Below are 20519 nucleotides of genomic sequence, written 5' to 3'. Positions count from 1 at the left end.
CCGCGTCACGCTACCGCGACCGGGTGTCACGTGGTTCAACGGAGCCTCCCGTCCGCGCGGCCACTGTGGACCGCTCAGGCGAGCGATTCGACCGGAATGCCCATGACCTCGGCGATCGCGGCGCGGGTGACCGCGCCTTCGCGCAGCACCACCGGCTTTTCACCGGTGAGGTCCACGATCGACGAAGCGACGGGTTCGCCGCTCGAACCACCGTCGAGGTAGACCGCCACGGAGTCGCCGAGCTGGTCCTGCGCCTCGGCCGCGGTGGACGCCGGCGGGCGGCCCGAGACGTTCGCGCTCGACACCGCCATCGGGCCGACGTCGCGCAGCAGCTCCAGCGCCACGGGGTGCAGCGGCATCCGCAGCATCACCGTGCCGCGCGACTGGCCGAGATCCCACTGCAGGCTCGGCGCGTGCGGCAGCACGATAGACAGGTCGCCGGGCCAGAACGCCTCCACGAGCGCCCGCGCCTGCGGCGGCACCCCCAGCACCAGACCATCCACAGTGGACCACGAACCGACGAGCACGCCGACGGGCATGTCCGGGCCGCGGTTCTTCGCGCGCAGCAACGCCTGCACGGCGCCCGCGTCGAAGGCGTCGGCACCGATGCCGTAGACGGTGTCGGTGGGCAGGACCACCAGCCGGCTGGACCGCACGGCGGCGGCCGCGGCGGCCAGCCCTTCGATCCGGGACTCGCGCTTGCTGCAGTCGTACACCGCACTCATGCCGCGAAGCCTAGCCCTCGTCCCCGGCACCCGAATCCGGTGGTCAGGTGCCGGGGACACGGGGTCAGAACCCGATGGCCGTGCAGGTGGCGGTGCTCGTCTTGCCCGGGTCGCTCACGGAGGTGGCCGTGAGCTTCACGCGGGCTGTGTACGGCGCGCCCGGCGCGCGTTTCGCGTACGCCGCGACTTGGGTGCTTTGCCCGAACTTCGCCGTCGTCACCTCGTTGGGCAGCCGGACCTCCCAGCCCTTGGCGTCCGTGGCGGCGCTGAGCCGGTAGGTGTCGGTGTCGTACGGCGCCTGCGCACCCCGTGCGGAGCCGGTGTTGAGCAGCCGGAAGTCGCACGTCGCGAGACCGCCCTCGGTGAACGCGGGCAGCGCCGGCCACAGGCGAGCGCCGCGCGTCTGCGGGCCGGACCCGTCGAGCGAGGCGACGGTGACCGTGTACGACAAGACGCCGCGGCGGTCGCGCGCGAGGTCGGTGACCAGGAAGCGCAGCCGGTTGGCCTCGTCGGTGTACTCGTACTTGCCCGACGAGCCGGTGCCGGCCTTGAACGTCGCGTCGTTGAGCTGCCGGTAGTCGCCGATGGTGATCTTGACGGGCGTGCCGTCCGGCTTGACGTAGTCGGTCAGGCCGATGTCCTGCGGGTTGGCGTCGACGATCCACTCGAACGGGGCGGCGTCGCGGTTCTTCGTCTTGGCCAGCAGCACACCGGAGTCGGGCGCGAACGAGTCCGAGCCCATGCGGTCGACGACCTCGAGGGTGTAGTTGTCGTAGCCGCCACCGTCGCACAGCGGGTCGGTGTTGCGGTCGCACTTCGGCGACTTGTCGCCACCCGGCAGCGCGATGGTGATGCCCGCGTACGAGCCCGGTTCGGGCGCAGCCTCACGCGCGGTGACCCGAGCGGCCACGGGCCCGGTCTTCGCGAGCTGGTCGCGGTCGAGCTGCAACACGTCGGCGGGGTCGACGATGCCGAGCTTGAGCTTGTTGCGCAGCATGTGGTGCGCGCCCATCGAACCGCCCTGCGTCGCCGGGATCTGCCAGCGCGTGTGCGGGCCGCCGGGACCGTTGAAGCTGCCGCGCGACAGCATTTCCCACGGACCGGTGTACGCGCGCTGCGGCGGATTGCCGAACGGGTTGTTGTAGTTGTCGCCGATGCCGAGGATGTGGCTGAACTCGTGGGCGTAGGTGCCCTGGCCGGAGCTTTCGGCCTGCGTCGAGGAGCCGTTCTGGGCGTTGGGCCAGATGCTCGAGGCCGAGGCCCACGAGGTCCACGGGACGTAGCGGGTGTCGGCCCAGTTGGGCAGGGCCGGATCGGGCGGGCCGAACTCGTCGGGCACCGCGTCCTGGCTGCCGAACTTCATCTCGCCGAACTCCTGCCAGGTCGAGCTCTCGTCCTGACCGGCGGAGAGGAAGAAGACGAAGTCGAACTGGTCGGCCAGCGCGCCGACGTCGGCCTTCCACGCGGCGCGCGCGTCGGTGCGCAGGTCGCGGTCGCAGGTGTCACTGGCGGGGCAGGCGTTGTCCTGGAACTCCATGCCGTACTCGTAGGACTTGCCCGGCAGGCGGTACGGCCCGAACGCGGTCAGGTCGACGCCGAAGCGGCCGCCGGAGTCCTCCATCCAGTACTCGTTGATGGTGTGGCCGTGGTTGAGCGGTTCGGGTTTGTTGAGGAAGTCCTGGTAGTACTGCGCGACGTCCTCGCGCGGGATGCCGCTCGCGGCCGGGCCGGGGTTCCCGAACACGGTCGAGTGGGGCGCCTTCGTGACGACGAAGTCTTCGTCGGGGTAGTCCGCCAGCACCACGGCGCCCTTGAAGGTGCGCTGCGTGGGCTTGAGGGACGGGTCGGCCCAGTTCGTGCCCGGGACCTTCTTGTAGTCGTTCCACGTCATCGCGGCCTGGTCGGCCCAGTGCGCGGAATCGATCGGCGCGGGCCAGCCGCGGGTGAACGTGTCGGCGTTCGCCGTACCCGCCGTCAGCGCGGGCAAGAGGACGACGGCGGCGACGAGAGCGGCGGCTTTCGCGGTGCGCCGCGCGGGTTTCCAGGAGGGTCTCATCCACACTCCTTCACGCTCGGGCCATCCCGGAGCGGACGGCCCGGTGATCGACGGTATTCAGTCGACCGCGAATCGTTAGGGTTGCGAACGAAATCGGACCCCATTGCCTCACGACGAAAGTCGGACAGCGAGGCGGTAACGGGTGAAGTGGCGGTTCGGCGGCCACGGCGGGACGAGCCGGGCACGCTTCCAGTGGGCGGCCGTCAAAGGGTGGAACCACGCGCCGGGCGCCGTAGCGGCGGGCGAGCCGGTCGCGCGGCCGGCCACATCCCTTCTGCGTCAGCTACGCGGCCAGGCGGCGTTGCCACCGGCGAGCGGGGTCATGCTGCGCGAGAGATCCACTGCCCGCGGTGTCGGCCGCTCGCTCGACCCGGCGGCGGAGCAGGATCGAGCTACCCGGTCCGGCACCGTTGCGGTCGGCCGGCGAACTGCGTGCGAGATCAGCCGACGGCGGCCGGCCCGTCGGTCTCCACCGGCTCGACGCGGCGACGCAGCAGGCAGAACTCGTTGCCCTCCGGGTCGGCGAGGACGTGCCACGATTCGGTGCCCGTCTGGCCGACGTCGGCCGTGCGCGCGCCCGCGGCGAAGAGCCGCTCGAGTTCCGCGTCCTGGTCGCGGTCGGTGGGGCTCACGTCGAGGTGCAGCGGCGGTTTGCCGCGCTTCGGGTCGCTGCTGCGGCTGAGCACCAGCGTGGGCAGCGGCCCGCCGAAGCCGGCGCCGGGCGGGCCGATCTCCAGGTCGTCGCCGTCCCAGCCCAGTTCGACGTAGCCGAGGACTTCGCACCAGAACTCGCCCAGGCGTTGGGGGTCGGCGCAATCGATGACGAGTTCGGTGCTCCGGCAGGCCATGCGCGCGCACCCTACGCGCGTGAGACCGGCCCGGACAGCGGTTTTCCCCGCCGGCCCGCGGTCAGCCGAGCCGGCGGGCGGTGACGAACCGGGGCCGGCCGGTGTAGTCGGGGTGGTCTTCGACGGCGGTGAGGACCCGGCGGGCCCGCACGAGGGCCGGGACGGCCGAGCCGTGAGTGTCGTCGTGCTCGATGGCGAGGGCGCCGCCCGGGCGCAGGAGGCGGGCGCCGGCCGCGATGGCGTGGCGGATCACCGCCAGGCCGCTCTCCTCGGCGAAGACGGCGCGCGCCGGGTCGTGCTCGGCGACCTCCGGAGGCACGGGGGTGCCCTCCGGGACGTACGGGGGGTTGCACAGCACCAGGTCGACGAGGCCGTCGAGCTCGGCGAAGATCGTCGGGTCCGCGATGTCGCCCGAGTAGAGGCGGATGGGGGTGTCGCCGGCGTCGGCGTGGACGTCGGCGTTGTGCCGTGCCCAGGCGAGCGCCTGCGGGTCCACGTCGACGGCGTACACGACCGCGTCGCGCCGCTCGTGCGCCACGGCCAGGGCCAGCGCGGCCGAACCCGTGCACAGGTCGACCACCACGGGGTACTCGCGCCCGTGCAGGCTCTTGAGGCCCCACTCCAGCAGCAGCTCGGTCTCCGGCCGCGGCACGAACACCCCGGGGCCCACGTTGACGGTGATGTTGCCCAGCGCCGCCCACCCCGTGAGGTACTGCAGCGGAATGCGCTTGGCCCGCTGTTGCACCAGCTGTCCGATCGCCTCGATCACCGGCGGATCCACCAGCGGCACCATCGGCAACCGGCCCCGCTCCACCCCGAGCACGTGCGCGGCGATCAGATCCGCGTCCGCCCGCGGCGACTCCACGCCCGCCTCGGTGAGAATCCGGGTCGCCTCCATGATGGCCAGGCGCAGCGGCTGCCGATTCACAAGTTTTCCCTCACGTCGAAATCCTGGCCCCAGGGTATCGACTCGGCGCCCGGATCCGGAGCCGCCTGGCCGCAGCGGGACGGGGCCGACGAGGGACCACGTGCGTGATCTCTTAGGATTCCGGCGTCCCCTCGGGCCGCCGATCTGCGCGCGTTCGCCCGATTCACCTAGTGGAGCGGGAGCCGAAGTGCCCACGGAGCCCTCAGGCACGAGACGCCGGATCACGTTCGTCTTCCCGATCTACAACGAGGAGGGCAACATCGACCTGCTCCACCGCACGGTGGACGAGGTCACGGCGCCACTCGCCGACCGCTACGACTTCAGCTTCCTCTACGTCGACGACGGCAGCCGCGACAGCTCGCTCGCGCTGCTCACCGCGCTCGCCGAACGCGACAACCGGGTGACGGTCGTCGAGCTGTCCCGCAACTTCGGCCACCAGATGGCCGTCACCGCTGGTCTCGACCTCGTCGATGCCGACGCCACGATCATCATGGACAGTGACCTGCAGGACCCGCCGCGCGTCGCTCTCGAGCTGATCGAAAAGTGGGAAGAGGGCTTCGACGTCGTCTACGCGCAGCGCCGCTCGCGCCAGGACAGCGCGTTCAAGAAGATCACCGCCAGCGCGTTCTACTGGTTCCTGCGCAAGATGGCCGCCGTCGACATCCCGAAGAACACCGGCGACTTCCGGCTCATCGACCGGAAGGTCGTCGACGAGCTGCGCCGCTACCGTGAGCGCGACCGGTTCCTGCGGGGCCTGGTGAGCTACATCGGGTTCAAGCAGACGGCGGTGGTCTTCGACCGCGACAAGCGCCACGCCGGCGTCACCGGCTACCCGCTGCGCAAGATGCTCCGCTTCGCCGCCGACGGCATCCTGGGCTTCTCGGTCACCCCGCTGCGCCTGATCAGCCGGTTCGGATACCTGATCTCGGCGCTGAGCTTCTTCGGCGTGCTCTACGTGATCGGGGTGAAGCTCTTCGCGCCCCAGACGGCCGTGCCGGGCTGGGCGTTCATCACCATCGCGATGTTCTTCCTCGGCGGTATCCAGATCATCATGCTGGGTGTGCTCGGCAGCTACATCGGACGCACGTACTCCCAGGTGCAGAACCGGCCGCTGTACGGGGTCGCCTCCGTCCGCACCGGACTGACCCAACTGGAGCGTGCGGTCGAGTCCGGTGTGGACGCCGGGACCGGCGTCCGGTGAAACTGATCAGCGCGACCCAGCTGCGTTTCGGCCTCGTCGGGGTGGCCAACACGCTGGTCGACGCGCTCGGTTACCTGGTGCTGTACTCGGTGGCCGGGCTGCCGCTGTTCGTCGCGAACTTCTGCTCGACCACCGCGGGCATGCTGCTGAGCTTCACGCTCAACCGCAACTTCACCTTCCGCGCCAAGGACGGCGACGTCCGCCGCCAGGCGCTGTTGTTCTTCGCCGTCACCGCGTTCGGCCTCTGGGTCGTGCAGGCGCTGGTGATCTACGCGGTCACCAGCGCCCTGCCCGGTGTCACGCCGCTGGTCCCGAAGTTCGCCGGGATCGCGGTCGGGCTGGTGTGGAACTACGTGCTCTACAACAAGGTGGTCTTCCGGACCCGCCGCAAGGTGGTCCCGACCCCGGCCCAGGAGGCCGCTCATGACTAGCACCGCCGTTCCGCCCGTTTCGCTCGACGATGCGGGTCCGGCGCCGGAAACACCGCGCGCGGCCCGCGTGCCCGCGTGGCTCACCGGCGACTTCGCGAAGGTGCTCGCGGCCGTGATCGCGTGGAACGTCGCGCTGATCGCCGTCGCGTGGCTGTTCGGTCCGGCGAGCCCGACGAGCGAGGGCATTCCCAAGACCGGGATCGGGTCGACGTGGAGCTTGCTCGCGCACACCTACCGCTGGGACGCCGGCAACTACGGCGAGATCGCGCAGCACGCCTACACGAGCAGCTACGTGCCGCTGCGCGCGTTCTACCCGGTGTTCCCGATCTGCGTGTGGCTCGTGCAGACGATCAGCTTCCACCTGATCGGCCTGCTGGTGGCAGGATTCCTCGTCAACCTCGTCGCGACCTGGCTGGCCGCGGTGGCACTGCTGAAGATCGCCCGGTTCTTCTTCACCGGCGACCGCGCGCCGTGGCTCGTGGTCGCGGCCTTCCTCACGGCGCCCGCGGCCTTCTTCCTGCACTCCTTCTACAGCGAAGCCGTGTTCTGCGCGCTGGGCTTCTGGGCCTACCTGTTCGCCCTGCGCCGCCAGTGGGTGTGGATGGGCCTGTGCCTCATCCCGCTCACCGCCTCGCGGATCACGGCGGCGGTGTTCGTCGGGCTGTGTTTCCTGGAGTTCTGGCGCTCGAAGGACTGGAAGCTTCGCGGCCTGCTCGACTGGCGGCTGCTGTGGTTCCCCGCCGCGTTCCTCGGGCTCGGCACGCACATGGTCTACATGAAGCTGCGGACCGGCAGCGCGATGGCGAGCTTCAACGCCCTCAAGGGTGTCGCGACCTGGTCGTACCACAAGTTCAACCCGAACATCTTCGCCACCGCGTGGACCGAAGCGAAGATCACCGCGCACGCGCTGCTCGGCGACATCCCGATGGACGGGTGGACGCTGATGAGCCACGTGCTGCCCACCATCGGACTGGTCCTGCTGCTGATTTCGTCGGTCTACGTGTTCGTCGCGTTGCGCGCCAAGGGAATCCCGCTGGCCCTGTTCGGCATCGCGTCGATCGTGATGCTCACGATCAACAACAACGTGGTGTCCGTGCACCGCTACTTGCTGCCGTGTTTCGTGATGTACGTGGCGCTGGTGCTGTTCACCGAGCGCCGGCCGAAGCTGCGCGGCGTGGCCTACGCAGTGCTGTACGCCAACGCGACGATCGGCGCGCTGATCTTCGTGCGCTTCATCTCCGGCTACTGGGCCGGCTGAGCGCGGAGGGCGCTCACCCGGCGGCGCGGCACCGCCCTGCCTACACTCGGCCGGGTGCGAACCAAAGAGCTCCGCTTCGGTCTCGCGATCTTCATCGCTTCGCTCGCCCTCCTCCTGATCCGGTTCCTCGTTCCCCGGCCCATCGGCATGGCGGACAACGGCGACGGCTGGCGGCTGCTCTGCAAGCTCGGCGGCAAGCAGCTCGACCGCCCGTCGGAGGGCTTCGTCCGGTTCAGCTACGGCGCCGGGGTCCCCTGCAGGAGCGACTACGTCTCGAGCCAGAGCTGGCTCGACTGGCTCGCGAGCAAGGCGGGCCACCTCTTCGGCTCGAGTGCCAACTTGAACCTGCTGGTCCTCGGTGCCGGCACCTGCGTGCTCGTCGCGGTGGCCATCACCGCCGCCGTCGCCGGCCTCGACCTGAAGCGCAGCGGCAAGGTTGTCGCGACGGTTCTCCTGCTGCTCGTCATGGGTGACTCGGCGTTCTTCGGCTACTTCGCCTCCACGCTCAGCGAGGGCGCGGCCTTCCTCGGCCTGCTGCTGATCGCCGGCGGCCTGCTGCTGATGCACCGCGACCGCGCCCGGCGCCGGGCGGGTGCCGCCATCACCGTCCTCGGTGGACTGATCGGAATCACCGCGAAGTCGCAGACCCTGTTGCTCATTCCCCTTTTCGTGATCGCGGTTCTTCTCGTGAAGCCGAAGGGCGCGCGCGGCGGGGCCCGCTGGGCGCTGCCTGTGGTTGTGCTCGCGATCGTCGGCGCCGGGACGCTCGCCGTGCAGTCCCACGGCGACCCGGCCAACGCGGAGTACCGCGAGGCCAACATGTACAACGCGATCTTCGACTCCATCGTGGACGGCAAGCACGACACGAACGCCGACCTGGCCGCGCTGGGGTTCCCGCCGTCGTTCGCGAAGTACATCGGCACCGGCTGGTGGAGCCCGGGCGCGGCGTCGACCGACCCGCTCTACCCGCAGTACCGCGACAAGATCAGCCGCCGCAACGTGGTGCAGTACTACGCGACGCACCCCGAGCGCGTCGCGCAGATCCTGCAGCAGGGCGGCGTGAACACGCTCACTGCGCGGCCCGGCAACCTCGGCAGTTTCGGCGAGCTCTCCGGGCAGCCGCGGCTGGCGAAGGAGTACCGCGTACCGGTGTTCTCCGGCTCCGCCGCGCTAGCCGCGCCCGCCGGGCTGTTCGTGCTGATCCCGATCTGGCTGCTGCTCGCCTGGGCCGGCGTCCGCGCGTTCCGCCGGAACCGGCGCGAGTACGGCCTCGTCGTCTTCCTGCTGACGCTCTTCGCCGTCGGGCAGCTCGGGCTGTCCGCGCTCGGCGAGGGCGTGGAAGGCGTGAAGCACCAGCTGCTCACGCTCTTCCCGACCGTGCTCGCGATCGTCTTCGGCGTCCTCAGCCTGCTGCCCCGCGCCGAGGGAGAGCCGCCCGAGGAGCCGGTCGTGGGCGCGGACGACGAGCCGCTGACCGAGGAGATCCCGGCGACGGTGTGACTCAGCCGGACTGCGCCGCCAGCCGCTCTTCGCGGTCGGCGGTGGCCAGTGCGTCCAGAACGCCGTCGAGGTCGCCGTCGAGCACCTGGTCGAGGTTGTAGGCCTTGTAGTTCACCCGGTGGTCCGAGATGCGGTTCTCCGGGAAGTTGTACGTGCGCACCCGCTCGGAACGGTCGACGGTGCGGACCTGCGAACGCCGGGCGTCCGATGCCTTCGCGGCGGCCTCCTCCTCGGCGATCGCCTGCAGGCGCGCCTGCAGGACCTGCAGCGCGCGGGCGCGGTTCTGGATCTGCGACTTCTCGTTCTGGCACGACACGACGATGCCGGTCGGCAGGTGCGTGATGCGCACGGCCGAGTCGGTCGTGTTCACGCTCTGACCGCCGGGACCCGACGAGCGGAAGACGTCGATGCGCAGGTCGTTCGGGTCGATCTCGACCTCGACCTCTTCGGGTTCGGGGTAGATCAGCACCCCCGCGGCGGACGTGTGGATGCGCCCCTGCGACTCGGTCGCCGGCACGCGCTGTACGCGGTGCACCCCGCCCTCGAACTTCAGGCGCGACCAGACGCCGTCGACGTCGGCGGTCTTGCTCTTGATCGACAGCGTGACGTCCTTGAACCCGCCGAGGTCGGAGTCGGTCGAGTCGAGCACCTCGGCCTTCCAGCCGTGGCGCTCGGCGTAGCGCAGGTACATGCGCAGCAGGTCGCCGGCGAACAGCGCCGACTCCTCGCCGCCCTCACCGGACTTGATCTCCATGACCACGTCTGATCCGTCGTACGGGTCGCGCGGCAGCAGCAGCTCGGTGAGCCGCGACTCCAGCTCGGGCACCTTCGCGGCCAGCTCCTCGGCCTCCGCCGCGAACGCCGCGTCCTCGGCGGCCAGCTCCCTGGCCGCCGAGAGGTCGTCGCGGGTCTGGTCGAGCTCCCGCACCGCCTTCACGACCGGGCTGAGCTCGGCGTAGCGGCGGCCGAGCTTGCGGGCCTTCGCCTGGTCGGCGTGCACGGCGGGATCCGCCAGCTGCGTCTCCAGCTGGGCGTGCTCCTCGAGCAGCCCCTTGAGCGACGTCGAATCCACTGCGCGCCTTCTTCCCGGCCTCGAAACGATTACTGGAGACAGCAAACGGCGCCCACCCGCTCGTGCAGGTGGGCGCCGTCGGCGAAGCTACTTGGCGTCGTTCTTCTGACGCTTGCCGTAGCGCTTCTCGAACCGCGCGACCCGGCCACCGGTGTCCATGATCTTCTGCTTACCGGTGTAGAAGGGGTGGCAGTTCGAGCAGATCTCGACGTGGATCTGGCCCGACTCCTTGGTGCTGCGGGTGGTGAAGCTGTTCCCGCAGTTGCACGTGACCTGGGTGACCACGTAGTCAGGGTGAATACCGCTCTTCATGGTGTCCTCTCTCGTTGGCCCCGGGTCCCCAGTCGGGGTGAACCGGTGCCGGACTTCAGCGGGTCATTGTGCCAGACGAGCTGACACCTTCCTCAACAGACCCTCCTGGCCTGGTATTCCTCGGCTCACAGCCACCCCGCCGGAGCCCACCGCCCACCGGTTGTCTGTGCTGCCCGCCGAGACCACTGAACCGCCCGGAACGCCGAAGGGCCCCTCGAACGCTCGAGGGGCCCTTCGCCAGCAGCGAACTCAGTCCTCGTCGTTCCCGCCGAGGGCCGTCTTCGAGACCTGCATGAGGAACTCGATGTTGTTCTTCGTCTTGCGCAGGCGCGACAGGAGCAGGTCGATGGCCTGCTGCGAGTCGAGCGCGTGGAGCACGCGGTGCAGCTTGTGCGTGACCGCGAGCTCGTCCGGCGGGAGCAGCAGCTCCTCCTTGCGGGTGCCGGACGGGTTGACGTCGACCGCCGGGAACACGCGGCGCTCGGAGATCTTGCGGTCGAGCTTGAGCTCCGCGTTGCCGGTGCCCTTGAACTCCTCGAAGATCACCGTGTCCATCGTGGAGCCCGTCTCCACCATCGCCGTGGCGAAGATGGTGAGCGAACCACCGTTCTCGATGTTGCGCGCGGCACCCAGGAACCGCTTCGGCGGATACAGCGCGGTCGAGTCGACACCACCGGACAGGATGCGACCCGACGCCGGCGCGGCCAGGTTGTAGGCACGGCCGAGACGGGTGATCGAGTCGAGCAGCACCACCACGTCGTGGCCCATCTCGACCAGGCGCTTGGCGCGCTCGATCGAGAGCTCCGCGACCGACGTGTGGTCGGCCGGCGGGCGGTCGAAGGTAGAGGCGATGACCTCGCCCTTCACGGACCGCTGCATGTCCGTGACCTCTTCCGGCCGCTCGTCGACCAGCACGACCATGAGGTGGCACTCGGGGTTGTTCGTGGTGATCGCGTTGGCGATGTCCTGCATGATCGTGGTCTTACCGGCCTTCGGCGGCGACACGATCAGGGCGCGCTGCCCCTTGCCGACCGGCATGATCAGGTCGATCACGCGGGTGGTGAGCTTGTGCGGCTCGGTTTCGAGCCGCAGGCGCTCGTTGGGGTAGAGCGGCGTCAGCTTGGTGAAGTCGGGACGGCGCTTGGCCTCGTCCGGCTCCAGGCCGTTGATCGAGTCGACGCGCACCAGCGGGTTGAACTTCTGCCGCTGCTGCTCGCCCTCGCGCGGCTGGCGGACGACACCGGTGATGGCGTCACCGCGGCGCAGGCCGAACTTGCGGACCAGCGAGAGCGAAACGTACACGTCGTTCGGCCCGGCCAGGTAGCCGGAAGTGCGCACGAACGCGTAGTTGTCCAGCACGTCCAGGATGCCGGCGACCGGCAGCAGGACGTCGTCCTCGCGGATCTCGGTGTCCGGCGAACCGCCTTCACCCCGGCCGCCCCCGCTGCCCCGCCGGCGGCGGTCGCGGAAGCGCCGGCCGCGACGGCCGCCTTCCTCGTCGTCGTCCCCGCCTTGTGCGCGGTTGTCGCGGTTGTCCTGCTGACCGCGGTTGCCGCCGTCCTGCTGGTTGTTGCGCTGGCGGTTGTCCTGGCCGCCGCGGTTGTCGCGGTTGTCGCGGCCGCCCTGGCGGTCGCCGCGCTCACCACGCTCACCACGGTCGTTCCGGTCACCGCGGTCGTTGCGGTCGCCGCGCTGGCCACCGTCACGCTGTTCGCGCTGGCCGTCCGGTGCGCCCGCGGCGCGGTTGGCGCCGCGGCGACGTCGGCCGCGACCGCCTTCCTCGGGCTGGCCGTCGTTCTGCTGGCCGCCGTCCTGGCGCTCCTGCTGCGCGGGCTTTTCCGCCGGCGCCTCGGCCGGAGCGGACGCCTCGGGCGCGGACCCGTTGGTCTCCGCCTTCGGGGCGGGCGCGGACTCGGCGCTCGGAGCCGCTTCGCGCTTCTTCTCGGCGCGAGCCGGCTCGTCGGACTTGGCCGCCTTCGTCGTCTTCGGCGCCGGAGCGTCGCCGACACCTTCGAGCGGGAGCGTCTCCGCCGTGGCGGTGCGCTTCTTCGTCTTGCCCTGCCGCTCGCGGATCGCGGCGATCAGGTCGCCCTTGCGCATCCCCGTGGTCTCGCCCACACCCAGTTCGCCCGCCAGTTGGCGCAGCTCGGCGATGACCATCCCGGACAGGCCCCCGGTGCGGCGCTTCGGAGCAGCCGCAGCCCCATTCGTCTCAGCGGCCGCGGCGGGGGTCTCCACGTCGCCGCTCAACAGATCGGTGTTGCTCACACATGTCCTTCCTGACCGATCCACGCCTCCAGGTGGATCAGCGGACTGCCGCCGATCGCGTGCTGCGAAACGGCATTTGCTTCCGATGCGGACGACCCGCGCCTAGCCGTGCGAGACACAGCGAGAGCGTCGCCAGCACAGGGGTGGTTGCCTCCCCCAAACGGAGGAAACGAAATTCGGCACCGCCGAAACCGGAAACCCGCCTGCGTCCCTCCGCTCCCGTTTGCCAGGCGGTGCGGATCGGCGGATCGACGAAGGATGCGGACCGGAGGCTCGCGAGGAGCGAACAGGACCGGCATCGGGTGCGGAAACGCACGGTGATCGAACGCCCCCGAGGGTAGACCGCCCGGTGGGCGGGTGCAACAACCACCCCCCGCGTGGCGCACGTTCCGGCCGCCACGTGACCGGGGCTTTACTGAGCCGCAACCTGCACACCGGCGAGATCGACGCCCAGCTCGTGGACGTCGAAGGTGTCAACGTCCACATCCGACGGCAGTATTCCCGTCTCCGTGAGCGCGAGGACCGTCGGACCCGCGCCGGAGATCGTCGCGGCCACCCCTCGGGCACGGAGCGTACGCACCAGCTCGGAGCTGGCGGGGTACGCGCTCGCCCGGTAGTCCTGGTGCAGCCGGTCCTCCGTGGCGGCCAGCAGGAGTCCGGGCTTCCGCGTCATCGCGAGCACCGTGAGCGCCGTCCGGCCGGCGCTGTGCGCCGCGTCGGCGTGCGGGACGTGCTGCGGGAGCAGGCCGCGCGTGGCGTCGGTGGACGACTTCAGCGCCGGGATCGCGACCACGGGGCGGATCGCCGCGCTCGGCTCGACGCGCTCGGCGTGGAAGCGGCCGTTTTCACTCCACGCCACCACGAGCCCGCCGAGCAGGCTGGCAGCCGCATTGTCCGCGTGGCCTTCGAATTCGGCCGCGAGCTGCAGCGCCTCGTCGTCGAGCGGGACGCCCGCGAGCGCGTACCCGAGCGCAACGCCCGAGACCACGGCTGCGGCCGAGGAACCGAGGCCGCGCGCGTGCGGGATCTTGTTGAAGCAGCGCAGGTGCAGACCCGGCGGGCGCACGTCGAAGTGCGCGCACGCACGGCGGATCGCCCGCACGACGAGGTGCCGTTCGTCGGTCGGCACGTCGGCGACTCCGCCGGCCCCCGCGTCGACGACCTCGATCTTGAGACCGTCTTCGGTCACCTGCAGTTCGACGACGTCGTGCAGCGCCAGCGCCAGGCCGAGCGCGTCGAAACCCGGGCCGAGGTTGGCCGTCGAACCCGGCACGGTGACCCGGAACGACGCGCCGGCCGGCCGGCCCGAGGAGCACGTCACCGCAGGTCCAGCGCGGCGGCGACCGCCGATGGGTCCACGGCCAGCGGCTCGACCTCGACGTTGCCCTCGAGCGCGGTCGCGGGGTCCTTCAGGCCGTGGCCGGTCACGGTGCACACGACCGTCGAGCCCTTCGGGAGGCGGCCGTCGGCGGCGGTGGCCAGCAGGCCGGCGACGCTGGTGGCCGACGCGGGCTCCACGAACACCCCCTCGCGCCCGGCGAGCAGGCGGTAGGCCTCGAGAATCTTTTCGTCCGTGATCGCCTCGAACAGGCCGCCGGACTCGTCCTTCGCCTTCACCGCACCGGCCCACGAAGCGGGGCTGCCGATGCGGATCGCCGTGGCGATCGTGTCGGGATCGGACACGGGTTCGCCCCGCACGAGCGGCGCGGCGCCCGCGGCCTGGAAGCCGAACATGCGCGGGGTGTTCTTCACCACACCGTCCGCGGAGTACTCCGAATACCCGGCCCAGTAAGCGGTGATGTTGCCCGCGTTGCCCACCGGCAGGCAGTGGATGTCGGGTGCCTCGCCGAGCACGTCGCACACCTCGAACGCCGCCGTCTTCTGGCCCGCGATGCGCACCGGGTTGACGGAGTTCACGAGCGTCACGGGGTAGTCCGCCGCGGTCTTGCGGGCGAGTTCCAGGCAATCGTCGAAGTTGCCGTCGACCTGCAGGATGCGCGCGCCGTGCAGGACGGCCTGAGCGAGCTTGCCCATCGCGATCTTGCCCTGCGGCACGAGCACCGCGCAGGTGAGCCCGGCGCGTGCGGCGTAGGCGGCCGCGGAGGCGGACGTGTTGCCCGTGGAGGCGCAGATCACGGCCTTGAGCCCGCTCGCGAGCGCGTGGGTGATGGCCACGGTCATGCCGCGGTCCTTGAACGAACCGGTGGGGTTCGCGCCCTCCACCTTCAAGTACACCGTGCACCCGGTGAGCTCGGACAGGCGCGCGGCCGGCAGCAGCGGCGTGTTGCCCTCGCCGAGCGTCACCACTCGTGCGCCGTCCGGCACCGGGACGCGGTCGCGGTACGCCTCGATGATCCCTGGCCACGCACTCATGCCGCCGCCTCGATTCGGAGTTCCCCGTTGATCACTGGTGCGGCGTTCGCGCGAACAGCGATGATTCGCCGGCAAGCTTCGCTCATTGGTCTTCGCCTTCCACGCGCATCACGCTCACGACTTCGTGCACCACGTCGAGCTTCGCGATCTCATCCACAGTGGACCGCAGCGCCGCGTCGGGCGCCAGGTGGGTGACCACCACGAGACTCGCCGTGTCGTTGGCATCGCGCTGGCGCACGGCGGCGATGCTCACGCCGTGGGCGGCGAACGCCTGCGCCACCTGGGCCAGGACGCCCGCGCGATCGGCGACGTCGAGGCTCACGTGGTAGCGCGTGGGCGTCTGGCCCATCGGACGCACGGGCAGCGCGGCGTGCGCGGATTCGCGCGGGCCGCGGCCGCCGGCCACGCGGTTGCGGGCCACCGCGACCAGGTCGCCGAGCACCGCGCTCGCCGTGGGCGAGCCACCGGCGCCCTGGCCGTAGAACATCAGCTGCCCCGCCGCGTCGGCCTCCACGTACACGGCGTTGAACGCGCCGGCGACACCCGCGAGCTGGTGGCTGCGCGGGATCATCACCGGGTGCACGCGCGCCGAAACCGATTCGGCGCCGTCGTCGGCCGTCACGCGCTCGCAGATGGCCAGGAGCTTGACCGTGCGGCCCAGCGCGCGGGCCGCGAGCAGGTCCGACGCCGTGACCTCGGCGATGCCCTCGCGGTGCACGTCCTTGAGCGTCACGCGCGTGTGGAACGCCAGCGAGGCGAGGATCGCGGCCTTGGACGCGGCGTCGTAGCCGTCGACGTCGGCCGTCGGGTCGGCTTCCGCGTAGCCCAGGCGGCCGGCCTCGTCGAGCGTCTCCGAGTAGCCGGCGCCCGTGGTGTCCATGGCCGAGAGGATGTAGTTCGTGGTGCCGTTGACGATGCCCATCACCCGCGTGATGCGGTCACCGGCGAGCGATTCGCGCAGCGGGCGCAGCAGGGGGATGGCACCCGCGACCGCCGCCTCGAAGTACAGGTCGGCGCCCGCGGCGTCGGCGGCTTCGAAGAGGTCGGCGGAGTGCTCGGCCAGCAGCGCCTTGTTGGCCGTGACCACGGACTTCCCCGAGTTCAGAGCCGCGAGCAGCCAGCTGCGCACCGGTTCGATGCCGCCGACGAGCTCCACCACCACGTCGACGTCGTCGCGGCGCACGAGCTCCGCCGCGTCGTCGGTGAGCAGCTCTTGCGGGAGCTCGGGGTGCTTGTCGGGCCGGCGCACGGCGATGCCCGCCAGCTCGACCGGGGCACCGGCGCGCGCAGCGAGCTCGTCGGCCTGCTCGGTGAGCAGGCGGCAGACCTCGCTGCCGACCGTGCCGCAGCCGAGCAGGGCGACCCTGATCGCCCGACCGTCCGATCGAGACACAGTGGACACTCGTCAAACCTCCAGGCGCAGCATGTCGTCCGTCGTCTCCCGCCGCAGCAGCACGCGGGCGCTGCCGTTGCGCACGGCCACCACTGCCGGGCGCGGCTGCCGGTTGTACCCGCTCGCCATCGAGTAGCAGTAGGCACCGGTCGCCGCGACGGCCAGCAGGTCGCCGGGAGCAAGCGTGTCGGGCAGCCAGCAGTCTCGGACGACGATGTCGCCGGATTCACAGTGTTTTCCCACCACTCGGGACAGCGTGGCGGTCACGGGCTCGTCACCGTCGCTCGCGGCGCGCGAAACCACCCGGCAGTCGTACACCGCGTCGTACAGCGCGGTGCGGATGTTGTCGCTCATGCCCCCGTCGACGCTCACGTAGCGGCGTGTGGTGTTGTCACCGAGAGCGACGTCCTTGATGGTGCCGACCTCGTAGAGCGTGAAGGTGCCCGGCCCGGCGATCGCGCGGCCCGGCTCCCCCGCGATCCGCGGCACCGGCAGGTCGGCGTAGGCGCACTCCTTGCGCACGATCTCGCGGATCTGCGTGATCATCTGCGAGGGCGGCGGCGGGTTGTCCTTCTCGGTGTAGGCGATGCCGAAGCCCCCACCGAGGTCGACGAGGTTCAGCTGGTCGAGCAGCTCACGGCCGTGCTCCTTGGCGAGGTCGGCGAGCAGGCCCACCACGCGGCGGGCGGCGACCTCGAAGCCGTCGGCGTCGAAGATCTGCGAGCCGATGTGGCTGTGCAGGCCCACGAGCTTGAGCGACGGCGCGTTGAGCACGCGGCGCACGGCCTCGGCCGCGTCGCCCGAGGCGAGCGAGAAGCCGAACTTCTGGTCCTCGTGCGCGGTGGCGATGAACTCGTGCGTGTGAGCCTCGACCCCGACCGTCACCCGCACCAGCACCGGCTGCACGACCTCGCGGCGCGCGGCCACCTCTGCGAGGCGGGCGATCTCGAAGTACGAGTCCACCACGATCGTGCCGACGCCGGCCTCGACCGCGTGATCGAGCTCGGCGATCGACTTGTTGTTGCCGTGGAAGGTGATCCGCTCGGCCGGGAAGTTCGCGCGCTGCGCCACGGCGAGCTCGCCGCCGCTGCACACGTCGAGGCTCAGCCCCTGCTCGGCCACCCAGCGGGCGATCTCGATCGACAGGAAAGCCTTCGACGCGTAGTGCACGAGCGCCGGGTCGTCGAACGCCTGGGCGTAGTCGCCGCAGCGGGACTTGAAGTCCGCTTCGTCGACCACGAACAGCGGCGTGCCGTACTGCTCGGCGAGCTCGCGCACGTCCACGCCCGCGATGCGCACGACACCGTCGGACGCGCGGAACGTGTTGCGCGGCCACACCTTCGCGGGCAGCTTGTCGAGTTCGTCGGCACCCGCGGGCGGGAACCCGGAGGCATCGGCGTGGGGGTAGACGTCGGCGTGGCGTGGGCCCGCGGGGTGCGCCATTTGTTACATCCGTTCCGGAGCGGTGACACCGAGCAGCGCGAGGCCGTTGGCGAGCACCTGGCGCGCCGCCTCGCAGAGAGTCACGCGGGCGACGTTGGCCGCGGTGGGTTCCTCATCTCCCTTGGGGAGCACGCGGGCCTCGCGGACCGCGTAGAACTTGTGCAGCGCGCCGGCCAGCTCCTCGAGGTAGCGGGCGACGCGGTGCGGTTCGCGCATCTCGGCGGCGCGGCGCACGACCTCGGGGAACTCCCCGATCGTGCGGATGAGGTCGCCCTCCACCGACAGCGTGAGCGTGCCGAGGTCGGCGTCCGGAGTGGACTTGAGCCCGAGGTCGGCGGCGCCGCGCAGCATCGTGCACAGGCGCGCGTGCGCGTACTGCACGTAGTAGACCGGGTTGTCGTTGGAGTGCTTGCGCAGCAGGTCGAGGTCGACGTCCAAAGTGGAGTCGACGGAGTAGCGGATGAGCTCGTAGCGGGCCGGGTCGACGCCCACGGCCTCCACGAGGTCCTCCATCGTGATCACGGTGCCCGCGCGCTTGGACATGCGCACCGGCTTGCCTTCGCTCACGAGGTTCACCATCTGGCCGATGAGCACCTCGACGGTGTCCGGGTCGTCGCCGAACGCCGTCGCGGCGGCCTTGAGCCGGGCGATGTAGCCGTGGTGGTCGGCGCCGAGCATGTAGATGCACAGGTCGAAACCGCGGTTGCGCTTGTCCTTGAAGTAGGCCAGGTCGCCGGCGATGTAGGCCGGGTTCCCGTCCTTCTTTATGACGACGCGGTCCTTGTCGTCGCCGTACTCGCTCGACTTGAGCCACCACGCGCCATCGGCGAAGTAGAGGTTGCCGGAGTCCTTGAGCTGCTGCACGGCGGCGTCGACGGCGCCGGACTCGTGCAGCGAGTTCTCGTGGAAGTACACGTCGAAGTCGGTGCCGAACTCGTGCAGGCTTTGCTTGATCTCGGTGAACATCAGCTCGATGCCGATGCGCCGGAACGTCTCGTGCCGCTCGGCCTCGGGCAGCGACAGCGCGCTCGGCTCCTGCCTGAGGACCTCGGCGGCGATGTCGTTGATGTAGCCGCCCGCGTAGCCGTCCTCCGGCGCGGGCTCGCCCTTCGCGGCGGCGATGAGCGAGCGGACGAAGCGGTCGATCTGCGCGCCGGCGTCGTTGAAGTAGTACTCGCGCGTGACTTCGCCGCCCTGCGCGGACAGCACGCGGCCCAGCGCGTCGCCGACCGCCGCCCACCGCGTGCCGCCGAGGTGGATCGGGCCGGTCGGGTTGGCCGACACGAACTCGAGGTTGATCCTGCGGCCCGCCAGCGCGTCGCCGCGGCCGTACTGCTCGCCCGCGGCCAGCACCTGGCGCACGACCTCACCCTGCGCGCCGGCGGCGAGGCGGAAGTTGAGGAAACCCGGGCCGGCGACGTCGGCCGCGGCCACCCCGTCGGCCGCCGCGACGACCTGGGCGAGCGCTTCCGCGAACTCCCGCGGCTGGAGACCGGCCTTCTTGGCCACCTGCAAGGCGAGGTTGGTCGCGTAGTCGCCGTGTTCGGGGTTGCGGGGACGTTCGATGGTCACCTGCTCCGGCAGCACGGCGGCATCGACACCTCGGGCATCGAGCACCTGCACGGCGGAGGCGCGGACCAGGTCGGCGAGAGCGGCGGGAGTCACCCGCCGAATTCTAGGTGTGCCCAGGTCGGACGCTTACGCCGGTCCGACCGAGGATTGGCCCGGATCACACCCGCGGTGATCGCGAGAGGCGTTCACGGTGATCAGACGCCCGGTCTCTACACTGGCCGACGGGCAGGGTCCGACCGGATTCCTCCATCATCTCACGAGGAGATCGCGGCAAACCATGGCGAAAGGGACAACCAGCAAGAAGGGGACGTCCGCCAACGCGGTGAAGGCGGCCCGGGGCAAGTCCGTCGTCACCAAGAAGGGCACCCCGTGGGGAACCATCATCGGAGTCGTCGTGGTGGTGGCCCTGCTGGCCAGCGTCGTCACCTACTACCTGGTGAAATCGGCTCCGCAACGCGACCAGAAGTCCCGTGAGGAGGCAGCCGCGTCGTTCGCCCCGACCGCTACCGACCCGGACCCGTCCAAGCGCATCCCGGGCGTGATCACCGCGACGTACACCGGATCGGTGCACGTGCTGCCCACCGAACGGGTGGCCTACGACCACAGCCCGCCGTTCGGCGGGCCGCACGACGGCTACTGGGCCGCCTGCAACGGCGTCGTCTACCCCACCGCCGTGCGCACGGAAAACATGGTGCACGCGCTCGAGCACGGCACCGTGTGGATCGCCTACAACCCGGACCTCGTCAAGGGTGACCAGGTCGACCTGCTCGCCGCGCGGGTCAAGGGCAAGACGTACACGATGATGTCGCCCTACCCCGGCCTCGACAAGCCGATCTCCCTGCAGTCGTGGGGCCACCAGCTGAAGCTCGACAGCGCGAGCGACCCGCGGATCGACGAGTTCATCGCCGCGCTGCGGACCAACCCGAACGGTGTGTACCCCGAGATCGGCGCCTCGTGCGACGCGCTCGGCCCGGGCCAGTTCGACCCGAGCAACCCGCCGCCGTTCGACCCGAGCAAGCCGGGCCCGGACGCGAAGCCGATGGACTACAAGGGCACCACCGGCGCCCAGGGCGAACAGGGTGGCATGCCGGGCACCTCGGGTCTGCCGACCGCGCCGTCGGCGCCGGCGGGGCAGTGAT

Annotated in this window: 17 protein-coding genes; 5 read left to right on the top strand and 12 right to left on the bottom strand. The window is 70.5% G+C overall.

The features are described 5' to 3' along the window. Positions 1-74 precede the first annotated feature (74 nt). The 4 genes from I6J71_RS05680 to prmC form a co-directional block, all read right to left on the bottom strand. Complete coding sequence (locus I6J71_RS05680) at positions 75-725, bottom strand: L-threonylcarbamoyladenylate synthase (protein WP_204093751.1); 651 nt, start codon at positions 723-725, stop codon at positions 75-77. Positions 726-789: 64 nt separating this feature from the next. Beyond that, the gene (locus I6J71_RS05675) at positions 790-2781 is read right to left on the bottom strand and encodes a M6 family metalloprotease domain-containing protein (protein WP_204093750.1); all 1992 of its coding nucleotides are present in this window, start codon (positions 2779-2781) and stop codon (positions 790-792) included. 440 nt (positions 2782-3221) lie between these two features. Continuing rightward, positions 3222-3629 carry a VOC family protein gene (locus I6J71_RS05670; RefSeq protein ID WP_204093749.1) on the bottom strand — a complete coding sequence of 136 codons (408 nt, stop codon included), beginning with the start codon at positions 3627-3629 and terminating at the stop codon, positions 3222-3224. 61 nt (positions 3630-3690) lie between these two features. Continuing rightward, positions 3691-4557: a peptide chain release factor N(5)-glutamine methyltransferase gene (gene prmC / locus I6J71_RS05665; RefSeq protein ID WP_204093748.1), complete on the bottom strand. Its 867-nt coding sequence runs from the start codon at positions 4555-4557 to the stop codon at positions 3691-3693. 187 nt (positions 4558-4744) lie between these two features. Here prmC and I6J71_RS05660 point away from each other — a divergent pair, with 187 nt between their 5' ends. From I6J71_RS05660 to I6J71_RS05645, 4 genes are read left to right on the top strand one after another with little or no spacing between them, the layout of a single operon-like run. Further along, positions 4745-5758, top strand: coding sequence for a glycosyltransferase family 2 protein (locus I6J71_RS05660; protein WP_204093747.1), 1014 nt, complete (start codon positions 4745-4747; stop codon positions 5756-5758). Beyond that, positions 5755-6189: a GtrA family protein gene (locus I6J71_RS05655; protein ID WP_204093746.1), complete on the top strand. Its 435-nt coding sequence runs from the start codon at positions 5755-5757 to the stop codon at positions 6187-6189. The genes I6J71_RS05660 and I6J71_RS05655 overlap by 4 nt, the downstream gene beginning before the upstream one ends. Further along, the gene (locus I6J71_RS05650; RefSeq protein ID WP_204093745.1) at positions 6182-7447 is read left to right on the top strand and encodes a mannosyltransferase family protein; all 1266 of its coding nucleotides are present in this window, start codon (positions 6182-6184) and stop codon (positions 7445-7447) included. Before I6J71_RS05655 ends, I6J71_RS05650 begins: the two co-directional genes overlap by 8 nt. A 54-nt stretch (positions 7448-7501) precedes the next feature. After that, positions 7502-8947 (top strand): hypothetical protein, encoded by a 1446-nt coding sequence (locus I6J71_RS05645; RefSeq protein ID WP_204093744.1) that lies wholly within the window; start codon positions 7502-7504, stop codon positions 8945-8947. A gap of 1 nt (position 8948) precedes the next feature. Here I6J71_RS05645 and prfA read toward each other — a convergent pair whose 3' ends face one another. The 8 genes from prfA to argS all read right to left on the bottom strand — a co-directional run bounded on the left by prfA (position 8949) and on the right by argS (position 19473). Next, entirely contained in the window at positions 8949-10019 is a 1071-nt protein-coding gene (prfA, locus tag I6J71_RS05640) for a peptide chain release factor 1 (protein ID WP_204093743.1), read from the bottom strand. Positions 10020-10106: 87 nt separating this feature from the next. Then, complete coding sequence (rpmE, locus tag I6J71_RS05635; protein ID WP_204093742.1) at positions 10107-10331, bottom strand: 50S ribosomal protein L31; 225 nt, start codon at positions 10329-10331, stop codon at positions 10107-10109. Between the two features lie 249 nt (positions 10332-10580). Continuing rightward, complete coding sequence (gene rho / locus I6J71_RS05630; protein WP_204093741.1) at positions 10581-12599, bottom strand: transcription termination factor Rho; 2019 nt, start codon at positions 12597-12599, stop codon at positions 10581-10583. 412 nt (positions 12600-13011) lie between these two features. Then, entirely contained in the window at positions 13012-13920 is a 909-nt protein-coding gene (gene thrB / locus I6J71_RS05625; RefSeq protein WP_204093740.1) for a homoserine kinase, read from the bottom strand. Then, positions 13917-14972 carry a threonine synthase gene (thrC, locus tag I6J71_RS05620; RefSeq protein WP_204093739.1) on the bottom strand — a complete coding sequence of 352 codons (1056 nt, stop codon included), beginning with the start codon at positions 14970-14972 and terminating at the stop codon, positions 13917-13919. Before thrC ends, thrB begins: the two co-directional genes overlap by 4 nt. Before the next feature lie 82 nt (positions 14973-15054). Further along, positions 15055-16365, bottom strand: coding sequence for a homoserine dehydrogenase (locus tag I6J71_RS05615; RefSeq protein WP_204096893.1), 1311 nt, complete (start codon positions 16363-16365; stop codon positions 15055-15057). 12 nt (positions 16366-16377) lie between these two features. Then, entirely contained in the window at positions 16378-17808 is a 1431-nt protein-coding gene (gene lysA, locus I6J71_RS05610; protein WP_204093738.1) for a diaminopimelate decarboxylase, read from the bottom strand. Positions 17809-17811: 3 nt separating this feature from the next. After that, on the bottom strand, positions 17812-19473 hold the full coding sequence (argS, locus tag I6J71_RS05605; protein ID WP_204093737.1) for an arginine--tRNA ligase: 1662 nt from the start codon (positions 19471-19473) through the stop codon (positions 17812-17814). 184 nt (positions 19474-19657) lie between these two features. Between argS and I6J71_RS05600 the strand changes: the two genes are divergently transcribed. Continuing rightward, positions 19658-20518: a DUF3105 domain-containing protein gene (locus I6J71_RS05600; protein WP_370542086.1), complete on the top strand. Its 861-nt coding sequence runs from the start codon at positions 19658-19660 to the stop codon at positions 20516-20518. The last annotated feature ends 1 nt before the right edge of the window (position 20519 follow it).

The organism is Amycolatopsis sp. FDAARGOS 1241 (genome assembly GCF_016889705.1).
GTDB lineage: Bacteria > Actinomycetota > Actinomycetes > Mycobacteriales > Pseudonocardiaceae > Amycolatopsis.
Note: the sequence above shows the minus strand (reverse complement) of the source record. Positions and strands in the feature narration are given on the sequence as shown.

Excerpts from the sequence above, each read along its gene's own strand:
- lysA (WP_204093738.1), bottom strand. The coding sequence starts at position 17,808 with ATGGCGCACCCCGCGGGCCCACGCCACGCCGACGTCTACCCCCACGCC.
- I6J71_RS05670 (WP_204093749.1), bottom strand. The coding sequence starts at position 3,629 with ATGGCCTGCCGGAGCACCGAACTCGTCATCGATTGCGCCGACCCCCAA.
- thrC (WP_204093739.1), bottom strand. The coding sequence starts at position 14,972 with ATGAGTGCGTGGCCAGGGATCATCGAGGCGTACCGCGACCGCGTCCCG.
- I6J71_RS05675 (WP_204093750.1), bottom strand. The coding sequence starts at position 2,781 with ATGAGACCCTCCTGGAAACCCGCGCGGCGCACCGCGAAAGCCGCCGCT.
- I6J71_RS05680 (WP_204093751.1), bottom strand. The coding sequence starts at position 725 with ATGAGTGCGGTGTACGACTGCAGCAAGCGCGAGTCCCGGATCGAAGGG.
- rpmE (WP_204093742.1), bottom strand. The coding sequence starts at position 10,331 with ATGAAGAGCGGTATTCACCCTGACTACGTGGTCACCCAGGTCACGTGC.
- I6J71_RS05650 (WP_204093745.1), top strand. The coding sequence starts at position 6,182 with ATGACTAGCACCGCCGTTCCGCCCGTTTCGCTCGACGATGCGGGTCCG.
- I6J71_RS05600 (WP_370542086.1), top strand. The coding sequence starts at position 19,658 with ATGGCGAAAGGGACAACCAGCAAGAAGGGGACGTCCGCCAACGCGGTG.